An 18,163-nucleotide genomic window follows, 5' to 3' on the forward strand; every position below is an offset into this window, starting at 1 on the left:
CGTCGGGATTGTTAAAGGCCGATGCCGTCCTCGCGTCCACGGCCGCGTCGCCGGCCACGGTCGGCTATGGCGGTGGCGTCGAGTTGTGCGGCGGCTTCTGCGAGTTCGCGGAAGTGGTCGAGCAGCTGGCCGCGGCGCTCCAGGAGTTGGGTTGCTTCCGTGCGGCTCATGCTGGTTCCGCCGGTGGTGGCGAGGTGATGGTCGGCGCGCTCGATCGCGGTCTGAGGCCGTTGGCGGCTGGGTTCGGGTGTGCCGAGGTGTTGTGCCCAGGGCAGGTGGGTGTTGAGTGCCGCAAGCAATGTGTGGGCGGGCTCCCGTGTGTCGGACGTGGTGATGAGTAGGAGTTTGGTGTTGGTGCGTGCGGCGTTTTCGGCGAGCCACTGCAGCAGCTCAGGCTGCAGCTGGTCGGCGTCGTCGACGACGACGAGGCTGCCGAGTGGAAGTTTCCAGCGCCCGGTTTCTAGGTTGTCGCGGGCGCTTTGGGCGGTGCTGGTGGTGTCGGCGTAGCGGTTGGCGCCAGCGTATTGGGTGGCTTCGGTGGTGGCAGGTAGGGCCAGGACGCGGTGGTTGTCGTGGTGGCCGGCGGCGGCGATCGCGGCCAGCGCGGCGGGTTTGTCGGCGCCGGGATGTAGCTGCAGGCTGTGCACGGCTTGGTAGCTGCCGGTGATGGTGGTGACGGCCGCGCGACTGGTTTGGTCGAGGTGGGCGACGGTTTCGTCGGGGGTGGTGTAGCCGGCGGCCGCGGCGCGGGCGCGTCCGGCGGCGTCGATGAAGTCGATTTCCGCGCGCAGTTGGGGTAGTTCAGCGGCGAGATCGTAGTTGTGGGCGGGGTTTTCGGCGAAGGCGCGGGCGGCGATTGCTTCGGCGCGGGCCAGCTGGTTGTCGAGGTCGAGGGCTTCGGCGCGCGCGGCGGTGAGGGCTTCGGTGTCGGCGTTCAGCGCGGCGGCGCGCCGGTTGTGGATGTCGCGTTCGGTGACGATGTTGTCGACACCGCCCGCGGCGCGGATCAACACGGTACGGGCGGTGTCGAGGCGGGTGCGGGCGGTTTGGACGGCGGTGTCGAAGCGGGGCGTTTGTTGAGCGATCTGGTCGCGGTGGTGTCGGTAGCGGGCGACGGCCGCGGTGTCGCCGCGCTGCGCGGCGGCGGTGATGGTGGCACCTAGTTGGTTGAGCAGCTGGTGGTGTAGTTCGGCGGCGTCTTCGGCCCGCACCCAATCGGTGTGGGCGTAAGCGAGAGCGTGGTGGTTGGGCCGCTGTTGGGTGTGGCGGCGCCGGAGTTCGGCCAGGTCAGCGGCGGCGGCTTGTTCGGCTGGCCCGCCGGGTCCGCCCAGGATGGCGTCTTGGAGTTGTTGGGCGCGCCCGCGGGCGGCGTCGCGGCGCGCCCTCAGGGCGGGGATGTCGATGTCGTCGCCGCGTTGGGTCGGGGTGGGCCGGTGCAGCGGAAGGTCGGCGAAGTCCAGGCCGCCGAGGTCCTCCTCGGCGAAGCCGTACGGGTAGTCGTACGGGTCCGGCGGCGGTACCTGAAGGTCGCCGATGTCACCGCCGTCGGGGTCGGTGAACAGGTGCAGCTGTTCGTCGGGGGTGGGCTGGTCGGCGTATTCGGCGGGGTGCGGGATGTCGAGGTCGATGGTCTCGGCGTGGTGGGTGAGCAGCTCGACGCGGTAGGTGAGCAGGCGGGCGTATTCGTCGGGCCGCAAGGGTTGGGTGGCGGCGATGTCGCGCAGATGTTCGGTTGCGGCGGCCAGGATGTCGTGCGGTGGCCAGCCGCAGGCGGCGACTGCGGCCACCAGTCCGGGCCAGGCGGGGTCGGTGATGACGGCTTCGGCGATGCGGGTGCCGAGCAGGTGGTGCAGTTCGGCCGTCCACGGTGGGCGCAAGGTGGTGTCGGGGCGATCGAGCGTGGCCGGCGCGAGGGTGCCGGCGAGTCGCCACCACAGTGCTGCGGCGGGCATTTCGTCGGGCAGCGGGCCGTGTTGGGAGACCGCGGTGTTCAGCAGGCCGGCGACATCGGCGCCGGCGCGGGCGGCTTCGTCCAGATGGGCAGCGAGCCGTGGCCAGAACGGGTCGGTGGTGATGTGTTTGTCGAGTTGGTCGGCGAGGTTACGCCACCGCTGGGCGCTGGGGTGGGCGCGGGTAAGGGCGGCGTCGACGCGGGCGTGGATGGCGTGTTGGAGGGCGGCGGAGCGGTTGGCGTGTTGTTCGGGTCCGGTGAGTCGGGTGTCGGCCGGGTCGACGTTGTGGGCGGCGCGGAAGACCGCGATTTCGGCTAGCAGCGCCGGCCGTTGGCCGGCCAGGGGTCGCGCCCATGCGGGGGCGGTGGCGGGGGTCCATTCGCGGGCGATGTCGCGGACCTGGTCGGCCAGCTCGGACACGAGTTGGGCGCGCGCGCTCAGGTAGGTGCCCCAGCGTGGATCGTTGGCGAGTGGGTCGGGGATGGCGGCCAGCCAGCGCAAGGGTCCGACCTTTTCGGCGGCCGATCCGGGCGGGGGTTGCAGGCGCCAGTCGAGGACGGCGGCAGGGTCTTTGGCGTTGCCGAGCGGGGCGGCGGCCGCGTCGTACAGGGCCGCGATGGGGTCGTGTCCTTCGATAGCCAGCACGGCGAGGTTGCGCCGCAGAACGGGCCATGCTTCGGCGTCGGCGATGTCGGGGCGGATGGCGTTCGCGGCGGCGTCGATGCGGGCCATGGCGTTGGTGCCGGCGAGTTGTTCGGCGCCGGCGCTGAGTGCATCGGCGTACATGGCGGCGGCGCGATGCAGGCGGCTGAAGGGGTCGGCGTCGATGGCCGCGGCGGTGTGGGCCGAGATTTGTGCGCCGTCGCGGCGCAGGATGGCGGAGAGGATGTCGACGGCGGTGGGGGGATGGGTGGCTTTCGGGGAGACGATGCGGTGCGGGTCAGCTTCTGAGGTCGAAAAGTAGATGTGATTTTCGGTGCTGCCGCGGGTGGTGGCGACGTAAAGCTGTTGGCGGGTCAGCTGATCGGAGCCCACGATGTGACAGGTGCCTTCGATGCCACGCCCGCCGGCGGTCACACCTTGGGCGGTGTTGATGGTGCTGGCATAGCCCAACGTGGTGTGCGCGGCGACGTAGTCGGCGGGCAGCCGGATGAGAGTGTTGGTGTTTGGTCCGCGCAGCGGTGACACGCTCAGGGAACCGTCTTTGTTGACATCGCGAATGATCCAGCGGTGACCGTTTTTCACCCATGTGCCGCGCCCGGTTGCGCGCAGCCAGCGGGCGTTTTTGCGGGTGATGATCCAGTCCCCGGCCGAGGCCGCGAGCCCGTCTGCGAGGGTGACCGTGGCCGCTGAGGCGGCCTGCGGGTTGGCGGTGAGCCGGTCGAGGCGGGCGCGTTCGTTGAGTTCGGCGACAAGCTCATTGGTAGGGGCGAGCAGGATGGAGTCACGGCCGGCGGCCAGATCGGCTGCCCAGGCGTGGTAGGCCATGTCTTTGGAGACTGCGTCGGCGCCGACATGCACCCGCTGCTGGTCGACGTAAAAGGCGATGCCGGCCGGGTCTCCGGCGCGGATCGCCAGGCTGGCTGCGCCTTCGGCCTGACCGGTATCGGGGTGGGTGAAGCGCACCACGGTGCTCAGGGTGATGACGTCGTGGCGGTCGGCTAGGTCACGCAGGATCCCGCCAGCCGAGATCGAGGCGAGCTGCTGGTCGTCGCCGATGAGGCGCACACTGGCACCGCGCGCCAGCGCGTGGCCGATCACTTTGTCGAGGTCGAGAGTGGATGCCATGCCGGCTTCGTCGATGATCAGCAGAGTGTTCTGGTCGATGATGTCGAACCATTTGCGGGCGGGATCATCGAGGCTGGCCGGTAGCCCGCTGCGCGGGTCGGCCAGCTGCACGAGCTTGGCGATGGTGTCTGTAGGTGCGGCCAGGTCGGCGGCGAGCACTTCGGCGGCGCTCGCGGTGGCGGCAAGCCCGATGACGGTGCCGCCGTTGTTACGCCACGCTTCGGCGAGCGGGGCCATGGCGGTTGTTTTTCCGGTGGCGGCCGGGGCGAGCGCGAGTTGAACGCGGGCGCCGGAGGTGGCCATTTCGCGGACGAGCGCGACTTGCCCATCATTGAGTTTGATGCCGTGTTTGGCGTGGTGGTCCAGCAGCGCGAGGCGAATGCTGGTGTCGTCGACGACGCGGCCGCCGCGCCGCCCGGCGGCGGCCAGGATACGGCGCTCAGCGGCCATGATGTCGGCGCCGGTGTAAACGGTGGCATCGTGGCGGGTGTAGACGCTGGCGCCGCCGCGTCGGCGTAGCGCGGCGGGTTCGCCCATCTCGGTGTCGGCGTGTGAGGTCAAGGCGATGCTGTGATCGCCGAGCGCGGCGGACACGATGCGATCCACAACATCGGGTCCGCCGACGTGGTCGGTGTAGCGCAGCAGGCGTTGGGCCTCGGCACGCACATGGTTGATCTGCCAGTTCGCTCGGGTTTGGGAGACCGTGGCGATGACTTTGGCGGCCTGTTCGTACACCCACTTGTCGGTGATCGCAACCCGCTGCCGGTCGGCTTGTTGGGTGACTTCGGCGATCATCGCGGTCAGTTCACGCTGACCGCCGACAACCTCGATCGCTTCGCCACGCCACATGTGGCGCTGCTCAGCCAGAGAGCGTGGCTCGTGTTTGGCTTGCCGCGTATCCAGGGTGGCCCGCTGGGACAAGGCGACCATCTCGACGGCGGTGGGTTCGCGGCCGTGCTCGACTTGAAACTCCTTGGCCAACTGGCCCACTCGATGCTCGATCGCACTTCGCCGTGACGACCACCGCTCAAGGAGCCTTGTCGGTATTCCGACAATTTCACGCACCGGCCGTTTGCCGGCTTTGGCGGCCACGGCGGCGAAGAGCACACCGACCTTCTCGATCAACAGGGCTTCGATGCGGGTGTTGTAGAACTCCGAGGCCGCAACCTTGATCTTGTACAGCGGCTCACCGTCGAGGGCGAGCCAGCGGGGAATGCCATCGGGCCCAATGGCCAGTACTTTGTTGCTGATCGCAACATGGGTGTGCAGGTTGGGGTCACCGGCGCGCGAGTCCCGGTGATCGAAGACCGCCGCGATCAACCCGGTGGTGTTGACCTGGGCGATGCCGTCGGCGCCCATCCGGGAAAAGCAAGCGTGTTCTTCAATGAAGGCAAGGGTTTCGGCGACGGCTTGATGGTGGCATTCCTCGATCTTGGTGGCGATCGAGCGCGGCGCGATGGCCCACAGCGCCGACACCGACTTGACCGGGGTGAATGTCAGGTCGTAGCCGGCAACCGCGGTGGTTTGCGAACGGATATGGCGGGCGATAAACCCGGACAGTTCGCGCTCGTCGGCCGGTGCGCGACCGTGGGTTTCGGTGAACATGTCGCGCCCGACGGCGGTGCGGATGCGCGCGCGGACCTCGGGGTCCAGACTGGTGTTGCGCTCACGGCCCAACGTGGCGTTGTAATCACCGTAGGCGCCGCGCAACCGGCGGATGAACTCGTTTTCGGCGGCGTTGACGCGAAACGGCCGGCCCAGCCGGGCCGCGGCGATCGCACCGGCTTTGGCGACACCGAAGCCGGTCAGGTGCTTGGTGATTCGCTCGGCGTTGGGGTGCAGCCCTTCGCCGAACAGGGCTTTCATCTGCTCCTCGGTGACCTCGGAGCCCTGCCGAACCGACCACAGTTGGGCGATCAGCGGGTCGGACGGGTCGCGGGACACCGGGCGGCCGAGACCGGCCAGGCCGCGACCCATCCACCGGCCCGGGGTTTCACCTTTGGAGCTGTAGTAGTCGGCCAGGCCGGGACGGCCGCGGTGGCTGTCGTCAGCGGCGGCGACCTGCCGGATCAGGTAGACATACCCGTCCCCGGCGGTCAATTTGTGCAGACCCATCACCGCAAATCACCTGGGCCCGAAGCTATGGGCGGCCCGACCCTTACGCGACGGTGCGTTACCGTTTCGTGACCTGAATGCACTAGGTGTGGTCGGCGGTAGACGGTCGGTAGGCGGTTGTGGTGAGGGCGGCCTCAATGGCGGGCGGCTCCGGCCGGTGCGGTTCGGGTGTGGGCCGGTGCGGTAGGAGGTCGCGTGAGGTTTTTGGTTTCGGGTGCGGCGTAAGGGGTTTGGGGGGCTTAGCGTGTGGATCTATGGGCAATAGTGCAACGACGAAGGCGGCCCGGCGGGCCGCGCGGGAGGCCGCGGTGGCGGCCCAGGAGGAGCTGGCCCGGCGGATCCGGGCGAACGTGGAGGATTTGGCGACGTTCTTTTCGGCGCACGAGCGCGCCGAAGCGGTCGAGGAGTGGCTGGGCGAGCGGACGGCGGCGTTGCGCGAGCAGGCCGCGCAACGGCGCGCGCAGCAGCGCCGTCAGTGCGGTGCCGCGCTGGCGTCGATGCGCGATCGCGGCGAGAGTCTGCGGGAGATCGCCAAAATGGCTGGGATTCCCGAAAAGTCGGTGCGCGAGCTGATCAAGACAGTCGATACGAGCGCAGCGCCGGGAGCGCCGGCCGAAGGCAACGGCGCCTCAGCCGAGGCGGCAAGGCCGGAACAGGCTGAAACGGTGACGGAACCAGGTGAAGTTGAGGCGGCGGGGCCGCCGCGCGGGTCCAGTGTGGAGGCGCCGACGGTGACCGCGATGCCGGCAACGGCGCCGTAACCCGCGAGTATCCGACCTTCGGGTTCGAATGTGTCAGTGACGGCGCGATGTATGAGTACGAGTCATGGGTTACACATGAGTCGCGTCATCGGTTACAGATTCACCGGCCATCGGCCAGGGTTCTGCTTTGGTTGCGCCGGTAGTTGTGGTGGGGGCGATGCGGTGTCCGGCGATGAGTTGGTTATCGGTTTTGCTGACGACGGTGACGGTCGGCGGTGACGAGGATGAGCACGGTTGTGCGACTCGCTTGCGTCCATGTCCTGCACCCAGGCGCAGCTCCGTTTTCGTCGTCGAACGCTGCGAGCGATCCCGCGATTCCGAGGCCCCGGACGGCTACCGCGACGGACTGGCCCTGTGCGTCATCGACTCGATCCAGTCGACCGGCGCGACGTACTCCAGCATCATCAGCCGTCAGGCCGTCCGTGGCTAGAGAAATTCAACCGTCGTACCTCTGAAGCCTTTGTCTAGCGACATTGTTTCGTGCTCAGAGATGTGCCCACGGATCGATCAGCCGATAGCCGATGGGCTGTTGCATCAGATGAAAACCGAGACTTGATGGATATCCGCAGTTATCAATCAAAAATCCCGCCTTTTCATCTGATGAATCACACCCGGGGCTTCGCTTCCGATTGGCGGTGGCCTTGCTCTGGTGATCAAATCCGTTGTTGATCTGGGGATTTGGACTCAGTTGGGGTAGGTCCGGGGTGCTCACCCGTGGGGTGCTGTCGACACGCCGGGGCAAGTCGCCTCAAATTGGCCCCAGCTACGTGCGCCGATGTGGTAATGATTCACTGAATGATCCAATGATTCATTGGATCAGACGGGTCTGGAGGCTGATTTGGCGGTCGATAACAGCGGTCGCGTGTACGTCATCGGTTCGGTTCCTGTACTACATCCGGAGGCCCAGACTGTCGACGAGATGCTCGAGGGTTGGCGCAATCAGCAAAGGTGCCGCAACTTGAGTCATGACACGATCGCCGGGCGAGTGCGGCTCGTCGAGCGCTTCATCGAGCACACCAACGAATTCCCCTGGATGTGGACGCCGGCCTTGGTTGAGGAGTTCTTCAGCGATCTACGGTCGGTGAAAAGACGCAGGCAGTCGACCGTGCGGGGCTACCAGAATGCGTTGCGATTGTTCTGTTCTTAATGTCAGCGACCCCGATTACGGTTGGGATCGGGTGTGCGAACAGCGATTCGGCACACACCCGGCCCAGGAGTTTTTCGAATGGAACACCGCGGCACACGTGCAGGACAACGAGCAGTCCCCGACGAAGCGCGCGTTCACCAAACGAGAGCTGCAGGATTTCTTCGACCATGCCGACGACCAGGTGTCGCTGATCGCAGCCTCAACGCGTAAGGGCTGGCTACCGGCCGACCGGGACGCGGCAATGTTCAGGGTCGCCTCCTCATACGGGCTGCGGTTCAACGAACTGCGCCATCTGCAGACCGTGGATTTCTCCGGCAACGTCCACGCCCGCGAGTTCGGCCGCTACGGCGTTGTTCAGATCCGCTACGGCAAGGCCAAGAAGGGATCCCCACACAAACGGCGCGGCGTGCTGACGGTCTTCAAGTGGACTCCCGAGGTGATCGCCGATTGGCTTGCCCATGGCCAGCCGGGTATGACCGAGGGGATTGATCTATTCCCCAGCGAGCTAGGCGCGTTGGTCGCCGGAAATACGCTGTTGCGCCGGTTCCGTCGGTATTGTCGCAATCTCGAGTTGCCAGATGGATTGGACCTGCACTCGCTGCGCCGCTCGTATGCCACCCATTTAATCGAAGACGGCTGGGATGCCAAGTTCGTCCAGGACCAGATGGGTCACGACATGCCAGCACGACGTCGCTGTATACCTGCGTGTCCAGCGACTACCGCGTCAGCACGTTGCGCCGGGTGTTGGACACCACCATCAACACCGCACTGTCGTTGGGGGAGGAGGAGAGTTCATGAAGCGGCGAGTCGACTACACCTGAAGATTGGCCGAGCTGATGGCCGCTCGTGGGATGTACAACAGTACCGATCTAATTCCTCTTCTTGTTGAGCGAGGGATCCAACTATCGCGGCCACAGGTGTATCGAGTGGTTCATCAACGCCACCCCGAACGGGTTTCGCTTCAAATGATCGCCGCACTGTGCGATATCTTGGGCTGCGGCGTAGACGATCTGGTCACCGTGACCGCGGCCGATGTCCGCCGACGCAAAGCATCCGCCGGCTCGCCGAGCGCGCCGAGGCCCAACGTGGTCGAGCTCACCAAAGCGGTGCGACCGCGCCGAGCCAGAGTGATCAGCGATGACGATTAGCCCCAACCGGCGCTCCACCAAACGGGGCCGCCCGCCGGTTATCGGTGAGCGGTTCCGCTGCAGCCGATGCCAGCGAATGGCCAACCAGCGCAGGGCGTCCTGGCCCGGCGAGCAACTGTGCTACAGCTGCTTCTACACAGCGATGCGCACTCGCGGGATCTGCCCCCGGTGCGGCCACAACGGGGTGCTTCCCGGCCTGGGCAGCGACGCAGACCGGCAGCCGATCTGTTTATCGTGCGCAGGGATTCCCGCAGACTTCATCTGCCGAAGTTGCCAAACCGAAGGCAATTTCTACCGGCGCCGAACGTGTGCCCGTTGCGCCCTTCGTCAGGACCTGACCGCGTTGATAGTCGACAACGCTCAATGCCCTGAAGCCATCGCCCCGATCGTCGACGCGCTGTGCCGGGTCGAGCGGCCAGCCACCATCCTGAGCTGGAAGCGCTCGCCCCGCGTTCGGGAACTGCTGACCGGACTGGCCTGCGGGCAGATTCCGCTGACACACCAGGGTCTCGATAAAGCGGGTACCGACGGAGCCGTCAACCATCTGCGGAGTCTGCTCGAACACGCCGGCATCTTGGCTGCCCGCGACGAACCGCTGGCCCGGTTCGAGCATTGGCTCACCCAGAAACTCGAGGCGGTCACCCAACCGGCCGTGCGCGCCCCAGTGGAACAATTCGCCACCTGGCATCACCTTCGTCGGCTACGCAGAGCATCCTTTCCAGGACAGAACTCCGATGCCGCCGCGCGAGACGCCAAACAAGAGATCACCGAGACGATCAAGTTTCTCACCCGGCTGCACAGCACACATAGCCGCACCCTGGCCAGCTGCCGACAACACGATGTCGATGAGTGGCTGGCATCGGGTCCGACCACCCGACGAAAGATCCGAAACCTGTTGGCCTGGGCCAAGAAAGCCCGGGTGAACAAGTCAGTGCAGATTACTCATCAGCAGCCTCCTCCCAGCAGCGCGCTCACCCAAGAACAGCGGCTGGCATGGCTTCGAGAACTTCTTACCGGAGATTCCGAGACCCTGACTTACCGTGTTGCGGGAAGCCTTCTGCTGCTGTTCGCTCAGCCCATGACCAAGATCGCAGCACTACCGACATCGGCGATCACACTTGCGGAAAACGAAGTACGGATCACCCTGGCGCAAGAACCGATCCCCGTGCCGCGGCCGTTCGCAGACATGCTCGTCAACCACATGGGCAACCGACCGAATCTCCGAGCGACAGGTGGAGTCAAGGACAGCCCGTGGCTGTTTCCCAGTCTCCGGCCCGGCCGGCATCTTCGCCCACAAGACATCAGGGAAAGACTCGAACAGCTGGGCATCAATCTGCTTGGCGCGCGCAACACCACGTTGCAGAGCCTCGTTGCCTCCGCGCCAACGCCGTTGGTCGCCGAACTACTCGGCTACAGCTACAACACAGCCCAGCTCCACGCAGAGATCGCAGCCCAGCCCTGGGCCCGCTACGTGACCAAAACAGCCGTCGGATCGAACTGACCCAGGATTTTATCCAGTCTGTGCTGCAGAGGTTTTGGCTTCTATCGCCAAACACCAGCAAACGGGACAGTGTCTTCGTAGAGCGATGACACCGACGCTACCCCGGGCACGCAACCAAGACGATCGGGCATCAACCGCTTGGCAGTGCTGAGCCCCGGCACCTTCCCGACACGACCGAATACGGCGAGATTGAATACGGAGGGTTACCGGTATGCGCACCGGCGCGTCGCCCTGTGTCGACGGCGGGGGGCGGGGGTCAGGCGCTTTGTTCAAACGACACGGGTATATCGTTGGAGCACACCATATTTGAGGCGCAGATTTACTGCGGGGGAGGCGTTGCGGTGGCGAGCGAAGCGTGGACACCAAACGTCTATTGGTGTACGCTGTCGGCGTCGTCTGAAAACTGATCACGTGTCGACGCCCGAATTTTGACCCCCTTCGACCGACTCTCGGTTTCTAGCCGAGAGGAGAAGGGAGTTGTTGGCTGTGGAGGACTGGGCTGAGATCCGCAGGTTGCACCGAGCGGAGGGGCTGCCGATCAAGACGATTGCCAAGACGCTGAAGATCTCGCGCAACACGGTGCGCTCCGCGCTGGCTTCCGATGCTCCGCCGAAGTATGTGCGCAAGCCGGCGGGGTCGGCGGTGGATGTGTTTGAGGATGCGATCCGTGCCGAGCTCAAGCAGGTGCCGACGATGCCGGCCACGGTCATCGCTGAGCGAGTCGGTTGGACGCGAGGGATGACGGTGTTCAAAGAACGTGTCCGCGAGTTGCGCCCGGCTTACCTGCCGCCGGATCCGGCGAGCCGCACGAGCTATGAGGCCGGTGATATCGGGCAGTGCGACTTGTGGTTTCCGCCAGTCACGATCCCGGTCGGGTACGGGCAAAGACGCACCGCCACGCAGCTTCCGGTGCTGACCATGGCGTTGGGCTATTCGCGGTGGTTGTCGGGGATGCTGATCCCCTCGCGCCGTGCTGAGGATCTATTCGCCGGCTGGTGGCAGCTGATCTGCGGACTCGGTGCGGTGCCGCGCACCCTGGTCTGGGATGGCGAAGGCGCGATCGGGCGGTGGCGATCGGGACGCATCGAACTCACCGAGGACTGCCAGGCATTCCGCGGGGTGCTGGGGGCCAAGGTGGTGGTGCTCAAACCGGCCGAGCCGGAACACAACGGCATCATCGAACGGGCCCATGACTATCTGGAGCGGTCGTTTCTGCCGGGCCGAACCTTCAGCGGTCCCGGCGATTTCAACCACCAACTGCAGCACTGGCTGAACACCGTCAATGCGCGGACCCGCCGGGTGCTGGGATGTGCTCCGACCGACCGGATCGGCGCGGACCGCCAAGCGATGCTCACTTTGCCGCCGGTACCACCGGTGACCGGTTGGCGTCACACCACCCGGTTGGCGCGCGATCACTACATCCGGTTGGACTCCAATGACTACTCGGTGCATCCGGGGGTGATCGGGCGGCGCATTGAAGTCGTCGCCGACCTCGACCGTGTCCAGGTGTTTTGTGAGGGCAAGGTGGTCGCCGACCATGAGCGGGTGTGGGCCTGGCATCAGACCATCACCGACCCCGAGCACCGCGCAGCCGCCAACATGCTGCGCCGCAACCGGATTGGCGCCCTGCGCCCGGTGCGTGAACCCGAGGACCCAATCACGGTCGAACAGCGGTCTTTGACCGACTACGACAGCGCGTTGGGTATCGACCTCGGCGAAGACGGGTTGGTGTCATGACCACCAAAACACGGGCGACCGCGGTGTCATCGAACAACCGCGACCTGACCGCCGAAATCAGCTTTCTCACCCGCGCCCTCAAAGCACCCACCCTGCGCGAAGCAGTCACACGACTGGCCGAGCGGGCCCGCGCCGAATCCTGGACCCATGAGGAGTTCCTGGTGGCCTGCCTGCAGCGCGAGGTTTCGGCCCGCGAATCCCACGGCGGCGAGGGCCGCATCCGCGCTGCCCGGTTCCCGTCCCGAAAATCGTTGGAGGAGTTCGACTTCGACCACGCCCGCGGACTCAAACGCGACACCATCGCCCACCTGGGCACCCTGGACTTCGTCGCCGCCCGTGACAACCTCGTGTTCCTCGGCCCGCCGGGCACCGGCAAAACCCACCTTGCCATCGGCATCGCAATCCGCGCCTGCCAAGCCGGCCACCGCGTGCTGTTCGCCACCGCCGCCGAATGGGTCGCCCGACTCGCCGAAGCCCACCACGCCGGACGACTCCAACAAGAACTCATCCGGCTGGGCCGCTACCCGCTGCTCGTCGTCGACGAGGTCGGCTACATCCCGTTTGAACCTGAAGCCGCTAACTTGTTCTTCCAGCTGGTTTCCTCCCGCTACGAACGGGCCAGCCTGATCGTCACCTCCAACAAACCTTTCGGCCGCTGGGGCGAAGTGTTCGGCGACGACGTCGTGGCCGCCGCCATGATCGACCGACTCGTCCACCACGCCGAAGTCATCGCCCTCAAAGGCGACTCCTACCGCATCAAAGACCGCGACCTCGGGCGAGTCCCGGGATCAACCACCGACGAATGAACACCAAGGGGGTCAATTTTCAACCGTCGAAAAGGGGTCAATTTTCAGCCGCCGTTGACAAGGTCGGCCATTCCGCTGTTGAGCTAGCACGGGTCACAGCCGGGCGTTCGTCGGTGACATCGGCCAAAGGTGATCGGCGGTTCAGCGATCCGGCGCGGAGCTCAAACCCCGCCTACCGACCATGCGTGCCAGCGCGGGCTGGGACATGAAGAGACTGGCGGAAAGTTCACCGCGAGCACGGTGTACCAGTCCTGGTCAGTCATCTTGGCCACCGTTTTGTCGATGGTGATGCCGACGTAGTTGACCTAGATGTCGGTCCGCCCGGGCTGATCAGTCACCTCACGGATGGTGCGCCAACAATCCTCCGCGGAGGCGACGTTCCCGGCGTGCAGGCTCGGCCGTACACAGCGGGGGATGGCCGAAGCTAACGGGGACGCTGTGTCAGCGTGTAGTCGCCTGAGCTCAGCACGAGTAGCCGCTACGGTTCAGCAAGGTGCGACACCGCGCTGTACTTGATGATTCACCCAGCCGCATCGCAGGAGGGTTCCGTTTGCGACTCAACAAGGAGGTACGGGCATGGGGGGTCGTCTTGAGGGCAAGGTAGCGATAGTGACGGGCGCCGGTTCTGGTATCGGAAAGGCGATCGCTACCGCTTATCGCAAAGAGGGCGCTAGCGTCATAGTCGCAGACGTGTCGGGTGCCGAAGAATCAACGGCAAAAACTCTTGGTGATAAGGCATTGGCCGTACACGTCGATGTGTCTCGCTCGACGAACATAGAAGAAATGGTCCGAACTGCTGTCGACACCTTTGGTTCGCTTCATATTCTTTGCAGCTGCGCTGCAGTGCCCGGCGATCCCGCTCCCCTCGCTGAGTACACCGATGAGCAGTTGGAGCGTGTGATCGGCATCAACCTCAAGGGAACGTTCCTCGCAATGCGGGCTGCGTTGCCCGAGATCGTGAAATCAGGAGGTGGCTCGATCATCAATATCGCCTCAACTCAAGCACTTGTGGCGTTTCCCGAGACTTCCGGTTATGCGGCCACTAAGGGCGGCGTTGTGGCGCTCAGTCGGGTCGCCGCAGCCGAGTACGGGCCCGCTGGCGTGAGGGTCAATGTAATCTGTCCGGGCCTGACAGACACGCCGATGCTGCGCGGTTTCGAGAAAGCCGCCCCTCCTGGGGCCCTCGAACGAGTGAACGCTATAACCCCGCTCGGCCGTGTAGCCCAACCCGAGGAGATAGCCAATGCCGCCGTCTTCCTGGCCTCCGATGAGGCCTCCTACATCAGTGGTGTCGTTCTGCCCGTGGACGGCGCATATACAGCGGTTTAGTTGACGCTTCCAGCCATTAGTGACAGGGTCGGCGGACAAACCTGAGCGGATGCTGCAAACCATGTCACGTCTTCGTGGACGACGACCACGAAGTTCTAATTCAACCATTGAAGTTGCTGTTTTGGAGTTGGATTCTTCACCAAGCTACTTCCTGAGCCACCGTGAGCGAGCTTGTCGTGGACATCCGAAACCTGCTGGTGAGGCCACCGCCCAAAACATTGGTAAGCGCTGAACCAAGGCCCCGCCCCACTTCACCCTTCGCCGGCCCGGGTAGGCACTTTCCGCGGTAGCGGCGGGGAACAGCCGCCGTCAGTTCAGCGAGAGCTGAGGCGGCCATCTCGACCCTGCCAGCTCACAATTCCTGGGCGCCGCCCCGAGGGGTTGCGCGAATGGATTCCCAGCGACCGCTGCGAAGGCGACCCCTTTCGGTCGCCGGGCCGTGTGGTGATGTTGCCGATGGGGACCTGCGGTCAATCCGTGGGAGCTGGATGGGCTGGCTCGCGGGGCAGGGTTTTTGGCGTTGCTGATAGGACTCGCCCTCGACGACGAGTCCGTAGGCCGCTGATTGCAGTCGGTCCATCGCGGATTGGGCCAGCAGCGGGTCGGCCATCATGGTCAGGATTGCCGGCGGCTCTCGGTTGCTGGTGATGATCGTGGGTGAAGTACCCCAGGTTCCGATCTTCATAGGAGGATCGGAAGTTACGCCCCGTCACTATTCGCCGGAGTTCCGCGCGCGTTGCGTTTGTTGGACACCACAATGGAGGCCTCGGAAGTGTCGGAGTTCGAGGCGATCAAGCCTGTGGCCAGCAAACTCGATGTGTCAGAGGCGTCGGTGAGCCATTGGCGGCGTAAGGCTCAAGTCGATGCCCGGGAACGGCCTGGAACGAGTAGTTCGGGACATGCTGAGATTCGCCGGCTCAATCGTGGGGTCGCTGAATTGCGTACAACTAACGAGGTTCTCAAGGCCGCATCAGCGTTTTTCGCAGCGAACTCGATCGCCCCGCGACGAAATGATCGCCTTCATCGAAAATCTACCGCGATCAGTTCGGGGTCGAGTTCATCTGCCGTGGCCTGCGGGCAGCAATCACAATCTCACCGGTTTCCTCACGTCTCGAGGCTATCGAGCCGCCAAGACCCGTTCGCCCTCTGACCGGGCCATGCGCGACGAGCTGCTCATTCAAGAGCTCAAGACCGTCTATGAGCACAACCACTCGGTCTACGGCGTCAAGAAGATGCAGGGGCGATGAAACGCCGAGGCGGGCAGATCGGCCGCGAACAGACACGCCGGCTAATGAAACGTGCACCGCCTTTGTTACCGACTTTGTTACCGACGCCTGCTCCAGGGCCATCAAAGGCTGGGCGGTCGCCGCCACGATGCGCACCGAGGATTTGCTGTTGCAGGCATTCAATCACGTTGTATGGCAAGCGGATCAGAACTTTCCGAGTTGGCCCATCATTCCGACCGCGGATCGCACTACCTATCGCTGGTCTACACCGAGCGGCTGGCAAGCTCGGGATCGCCCCTTCGTTTGGGTCGCGCGGCGACGGTTATGACAAGGCACTCGCCGAGGCCGGTCATCGCCGCCTACAAGAGCGAACTGATCAACTGCGGCAAACCCTGGCGCAGCGTCGACGACGTCGAACTGGCCACCGCACCTGGGTGGCGTGGTACACCCAGGAACGCCTGCACGAAGCCCTCGGCTACAAGACCCCAGCCGAGTACGAGGCCGCCCTCACCGGCGCCTCACATCTTGCGAGCCAGCCAACCCCGGCCCTCGCAACCGACTAGGAAAACCTGGGATAGTGTAACGCCGGGTGGCCCCATAACTGGGAAAACCTGGGGTAGTTTAACGCCGGGTGGCCCCATAACTCGCAAGACATCCAATGAGGCCAGCCTCGGACCGCCGAGGTAGGTGGGCGGATTCGGAGGGATCGTTGCGGTTGGTTGCTGCTTGATAAGCGGTCCGAGCCTGCCCTTCGATGATCGCGGCGTCGCTGTGACGCTGCGCGCTGGTCAAGCGGGCATATTGGGGCCACGCTTCGTAGATGGCTGCGGTGGTGACGGTAAACGATGTGCTCGATGGACACGTCGATCTCGATGTGGAGTGCCTGGACCGGATCTACCTGAACGGCTATGTCCCCAACCTGCAAGTGGGCGGGCAGGTGGTGTCGTTTATGACCGCACATCTGGGATATCCCATCCCCTCACCGGCGATCATGGAAAAAATCGGCACCGCGTTTCGCAAGGCAGTGGACCGCTACGCCGCCGACAACCACATCCCGGTGGTGCGGTTCGGCAAGAACGACCGCAAGACCGACGTGATGGGCCCGTATCTGGCGCGCCAGGCGCACACCGGCCGCTCCGGGGTGGCTGCGATCGGCATCGCCCAGGAGTTTCAGAATGTGTTTTCCTCAGCACAGCGCAACGGCAACCCCGTGCCGTGGTTTTCGTTCTTCAAGGCCGACCGGCGGGTGACGTGTTTTTACTTCTACCTCTGGGACATCGATTTCGGGCCGGCGTTCATCAAGAACTGTGCGTATTTTCCGTACCCGATCAAGGTGTGGCTCAATGGCCACGAGTGGGCCAAACGCCAGGCCACGCAGGCCGGCATCGGGTTCACCGAGCTGTCCAATGGGTTCGCCAGCTGTGCGGATTCGGCTGCGCTGCAGGAGATCTGTGATCGGCTGGGGCCGGGCACGATCGGGGTGTTCTTCGAGCGTTGGATGAGCTTGCTGCCGCTGCCGCTGACCGAGCACGACCGCGACGCGGGCTACTGGTGGGAGCTGTCGATGCGCCAAGTCGAGGTCTCGCGCACCCTGGTCTTCGACGCGCCGCGACACGCCCGCGGGTTCTTCGAAGCGTTGGTCGCTGACAATCTCGATATCGGCCGCCCCGATAGTGTGGAGCTGATCTTTCACAGGCCCCGAGGACTTGGCCAGCCCATCAAACTCGGCTGTGTGCCCAGGACCCGGATCGTCACGTGCGGTACCGAAGTCACCGTCAACGCCTTCTACAAGAACTCCCGCATCAAGCAGTACCTCAAAAACGGGCGGGCGCTGCGCATCGAGACCGTCATCAACTCGCCTGATGACCTGCAGTGCCACCGCCGCCTGCCTCATCTCGATGAGCTGCAGGTCCGCGCGCGTGCGGTCAACCGCCGCCTGCTCGATACTGAACGTGTCGGCCAGGGCTGCGTCCTTGCGAGTCCAGCCTTTGAGCGGATCGCACAGCCCAACCTCACCGAGGATGGCAGGAGGGCCCCGGCCTTACGGTTCGGCGACCCTCGGGTCCAAGCCCTGGCCGGCGCCTTATGCACCAGCGTGCTCGCCGTCACCGCCATCACCAACAAGAGCCTGCGCGCCTTGATGACCCGGACTGCTCAGCGGCAGCGCCTACTCGATGAACCAGGCCAGCTAAGACCTGGCCCGACTGCGCCTCAACGGGCTCATCGAGCGCGTCCCCGGCAAGAACCGCTACCACCTGACCAGCGACGGGCTGCGGTTCGCGATCTTCTACACCAAAGTCCACGACCGCCTACTACGTCCCCTCCTAGCCGCCGACCGGCCACCAGCACCGCCACCACTACGAAATGCCTTGCACAGCATTGATATTCACATAACCCAAACCATCGATCGGGCCCGCCTGTTGCCCAAAGCGGCCTGAAAACTCGGCACAATTCTCAAAGATCTAGCGACCAAGGGTCGCTAGCCACGCGGTCCCATCACGGGCAACAGGGCGTTCCCATGCCCATGGCAAACCCCCGCCGAGCTGGTCCCTTTCCTGGCAACCGACGACGCGGCGAAGTGGGTGTCGGCGTCACGGCTTGGGTTTGGTGCGGTAGTGGCTGGCAGGCAATTTGGGTAGTGACTACGCGTGAC

The 18,163-nt window shown here is 64.7% G+C and carries 11 protein-coding genes and 2 pseudogenes; 10 read left to right on the plus strand and 3 right to left on the minus strand.

Translation table 11 applies throughout. The features are described from left to right. Positions 1 to 11: 11 nt before the first annotated feature. Positions 12 to 5,855, minus strand: coding sequence for a MobF family relaxase (mobF, locus tag G6N47_RS11205; RefSeq protein WP_083134536.1), 5,844 nt, complete (start codon positions 5,853 to 5,855; stop codon positions 12 to 14). Positions 5,856 to 6,109: 254 nt separating this feature from the next. Between mobF and G6N47_RS11210 the strand changes: the two genes are divergently transcribed. Then, entirely contained in the window at positions 6,110 to 6,616 is a 507-nt protein-coding gene (locus tag G6N47_RS11210) for a hypothetical protein (RefSeq protein WP_083134535.1), read from the plus strand. Positions 6,617 to 7,100: 484 nt separating this feature from the next. Here G6N47_RS11210 and G6N47_RS11220 read toward each other — a convergent pair whose 3' ends face one another. Then, the gene (locus tag G6N47_RS11220) at positions 7,101 to 7,328 is read right to left on the minus strand and encodes a hypothetical protein (RefSeq protein ID WP_139799740.1); all 228 of its coding nucleotides are present in this window, start codon (positions 7,326 to 7,328) and stop codon (positions 7,101 to 7,103) included. A gap of 126 nt (positions 7,329 to 7,454) precedes the next feature. On the opposite strand from G6N47_RS11220, the pseudogene G6N47_RS11225 reads away from it, so the two are divergent. From G6N47_RS11225 to G6N47_RS11250, 6 genes and pseudogenes are all read left to right on the plus strand, one after another. Next, positions 7,455 to 8,561 (plus strand): annotated as a pseudogene (locus G6N47_RS11225) (tyrosine-type recombinase/integrase). A gap of 38 nt (positions 8,562 to 8,599) precedes the next feature. Further along, complete coding sequence (locus G6N47_RS11230) at positions 8,600 to 8,911, plus strand: helix-turn-helix domain-containing protein (protein WP_232080330.1); 312 nt, start codon at positions 8,600 to 8,602, stop codon at positions 8,909 to 8,911. A 343-nt stretch (positions 8,912 to 9,254) separates the two neighbouring features. Next, on the plus strand, positions 9,255 to 10,412 hold the full coding sequence (locus G6N47_RS11235) for a recombinase XerD (protein ID WP_308206286.1): 1,158 nt from the start codon (positions 9,255 to 9,257) through the stop codon (positions 10,410 to 10,412). Between the two features lie 477 nt (positions 10,413 to 10,889). Then, the gene (gene istA / locus G6N47_RS11240; RefSeq protein WP_083134532.1) at positions 10,890 to 12,149 is read left to right on the plus strand and encodes an IS21 family transposase; all 1,260 of its coding nucleotides are present in this window, start codon (positions 10,890 to 10,892) and stop codon (positions 12,147 to 12,149) included. Continuing rightward, positions 12,146 to 12,955 carry an IS21-like element helper ATPase IstB gene (istB, locus tag G6N47_RS11245; protein ID WP_083134531.1) on the plus strand — a complete coding sequence of 270 codons (810 nt, stop codon included), beginning with the start codon at positions 12,146 to 12,148 and terminating at the stop codon, positions 12,953 to 12,955. Before istA ends, istB begins: the two co-directional genes overlap by 4 nt. 576 nt (positions 12,956 to 13,531) lie before the next feature. Continuing rightward, positions 13,532 to 14,284 (plus strand): SDR family NAD(P)-dependent oxidoreductase, encoded by a 753-nt coding sequence (locus G6N47_RS11250; RefSeq protein WP_083134530.1) that lies wholly within the window; start codon positions 13,532 to 13,534, stop codon positions 14,282 to 14,284. A 502-nt stretch (positions 14,285 to 14,786) separates the two neighbouring features. Here G6N47_RS11250 and G6N47_RS30430 read toward each other — a convergent pair. Continuing rightward, positions 14,787 to 14,939: pseudogene (locus G6N47_RS30430) on the minus strand (ATP-binding protein); the annotation flags it as partial. Between the two features lie 355 nt (positions 14,940 to 15,294). Between G6N47_RS30430 and G6N47_RS11255 the strand changes: the two are divergent. The 3 genes from G6N47_RS11255 (at position 15,295) to G6N47_RS11265 (ending at position 17,893) form a co-directional block, all read left to right on the plus strand. Continuing rightward, the gene (locus tag G6N47_RS11255; RefSeq protein WP_083134528.1) at positions 15,295 to 15,531 is read left to right on the plus strand and encodes a hypothetical protein; all 237 of its coding nucleotides are present in this window, start codon (positions 15,295 to 15,297) and stop codon (positions 15,529 to 15,531) included. Positions 15,532 to 15,575: 44 nt separating this feature from the next. Then, a complete protein-coding gene (locus G6N47_RS30320) occupies positions 15,576 to 16,073 on the plus strand; it encodes an integrase core domain-containing protein (RefSeq protein ID WP_372517556.1) in 498 nt (165 codons plus the stop codon). A 257-nt stretch (positions 16,074 to 16,330) separates the two neighbouring features. Further along, positions 16,331 to 17,893, plus strand: a complete 1,563-nt coding sequence (locus G6N47_RS11265) for a hypothetical protein (RefSeq protein WP_197945474.1) — start codon at positions 16,331 to 16,333, stop codon at positions 17,891 to 17,893. The last annotated feature ends 270 nt before the right edge of the window (positions 17,894 to 18,163 follow it).

Source organism: Mycobacterium branderi, from assembly GCF_010728725.1.
GTDB classification, from domain to species: Bacteria; Actinomycetota; Actinomycetes; order Mycobacteriales; family Mycobacteriaceae; genus Mycobacterium; species Mycobacterium branderi.

Excerpts from the sequence above, each read along its gene's own strand:
- mobF (WP_083134536.1), bottom strand. The coding sequence starts at position 5,855 with ATGGGTCTGCACAAATTGACCGCCGGGGACGGGTATGTCTACCTGATC.
- G6N47_RS11210 (WP_083134535.1), top strand. The coding sequence starts at position 6,110 with ATGGGCAATAGTGCAACGACGAAGGCGGCCCGGCGGGCCGCGCGGGAG.
- G6N47_RS11230 (WP_232080330.1), top strand. The coding sequence starts at position 8,600 with ATGGCCGCTCGTGGGATGTACAACAGTACCGATCTAATTCCTCTTCTT.
- istB (WP_083134531.1), top strand. The coding sequence starts at position 12,146 with ATGACCACCAAAACACGGGCGACCGCGGTGTCATCGAACAACCGCGAC.
- G6N47_RS11250 (WP_083134530.1), top strand. The coding sequence starts at position 13,532 with ATGGGGGGTCGTCTTGAGGGCAAGGTAGCGATAGTGACGGGCGCCGGT.
- G6N47_RS11255 (WP_083134528.1), top strand. The coding sequence starts at position 15,295 with ATGATCGCCTTCATCGAAAATCTACCGCGATCAGTTCGGGGTCGAGTT.
- G6N47_RS30320 (WP_372517556.1), top strand. The coding sequence starts at position 15,576 with ATGAAACGTGCACCGCCTTTGTTACCGACTTTGTTACCGACGCCTGCT.
- G6N47_RS11265 (WP_197945474.1), top strand. The coding sequence starts at position 16,331 with ATGGCTGCGGTGGTGACGGTAAACGATGTGCTCGATGGACACGTCGAT.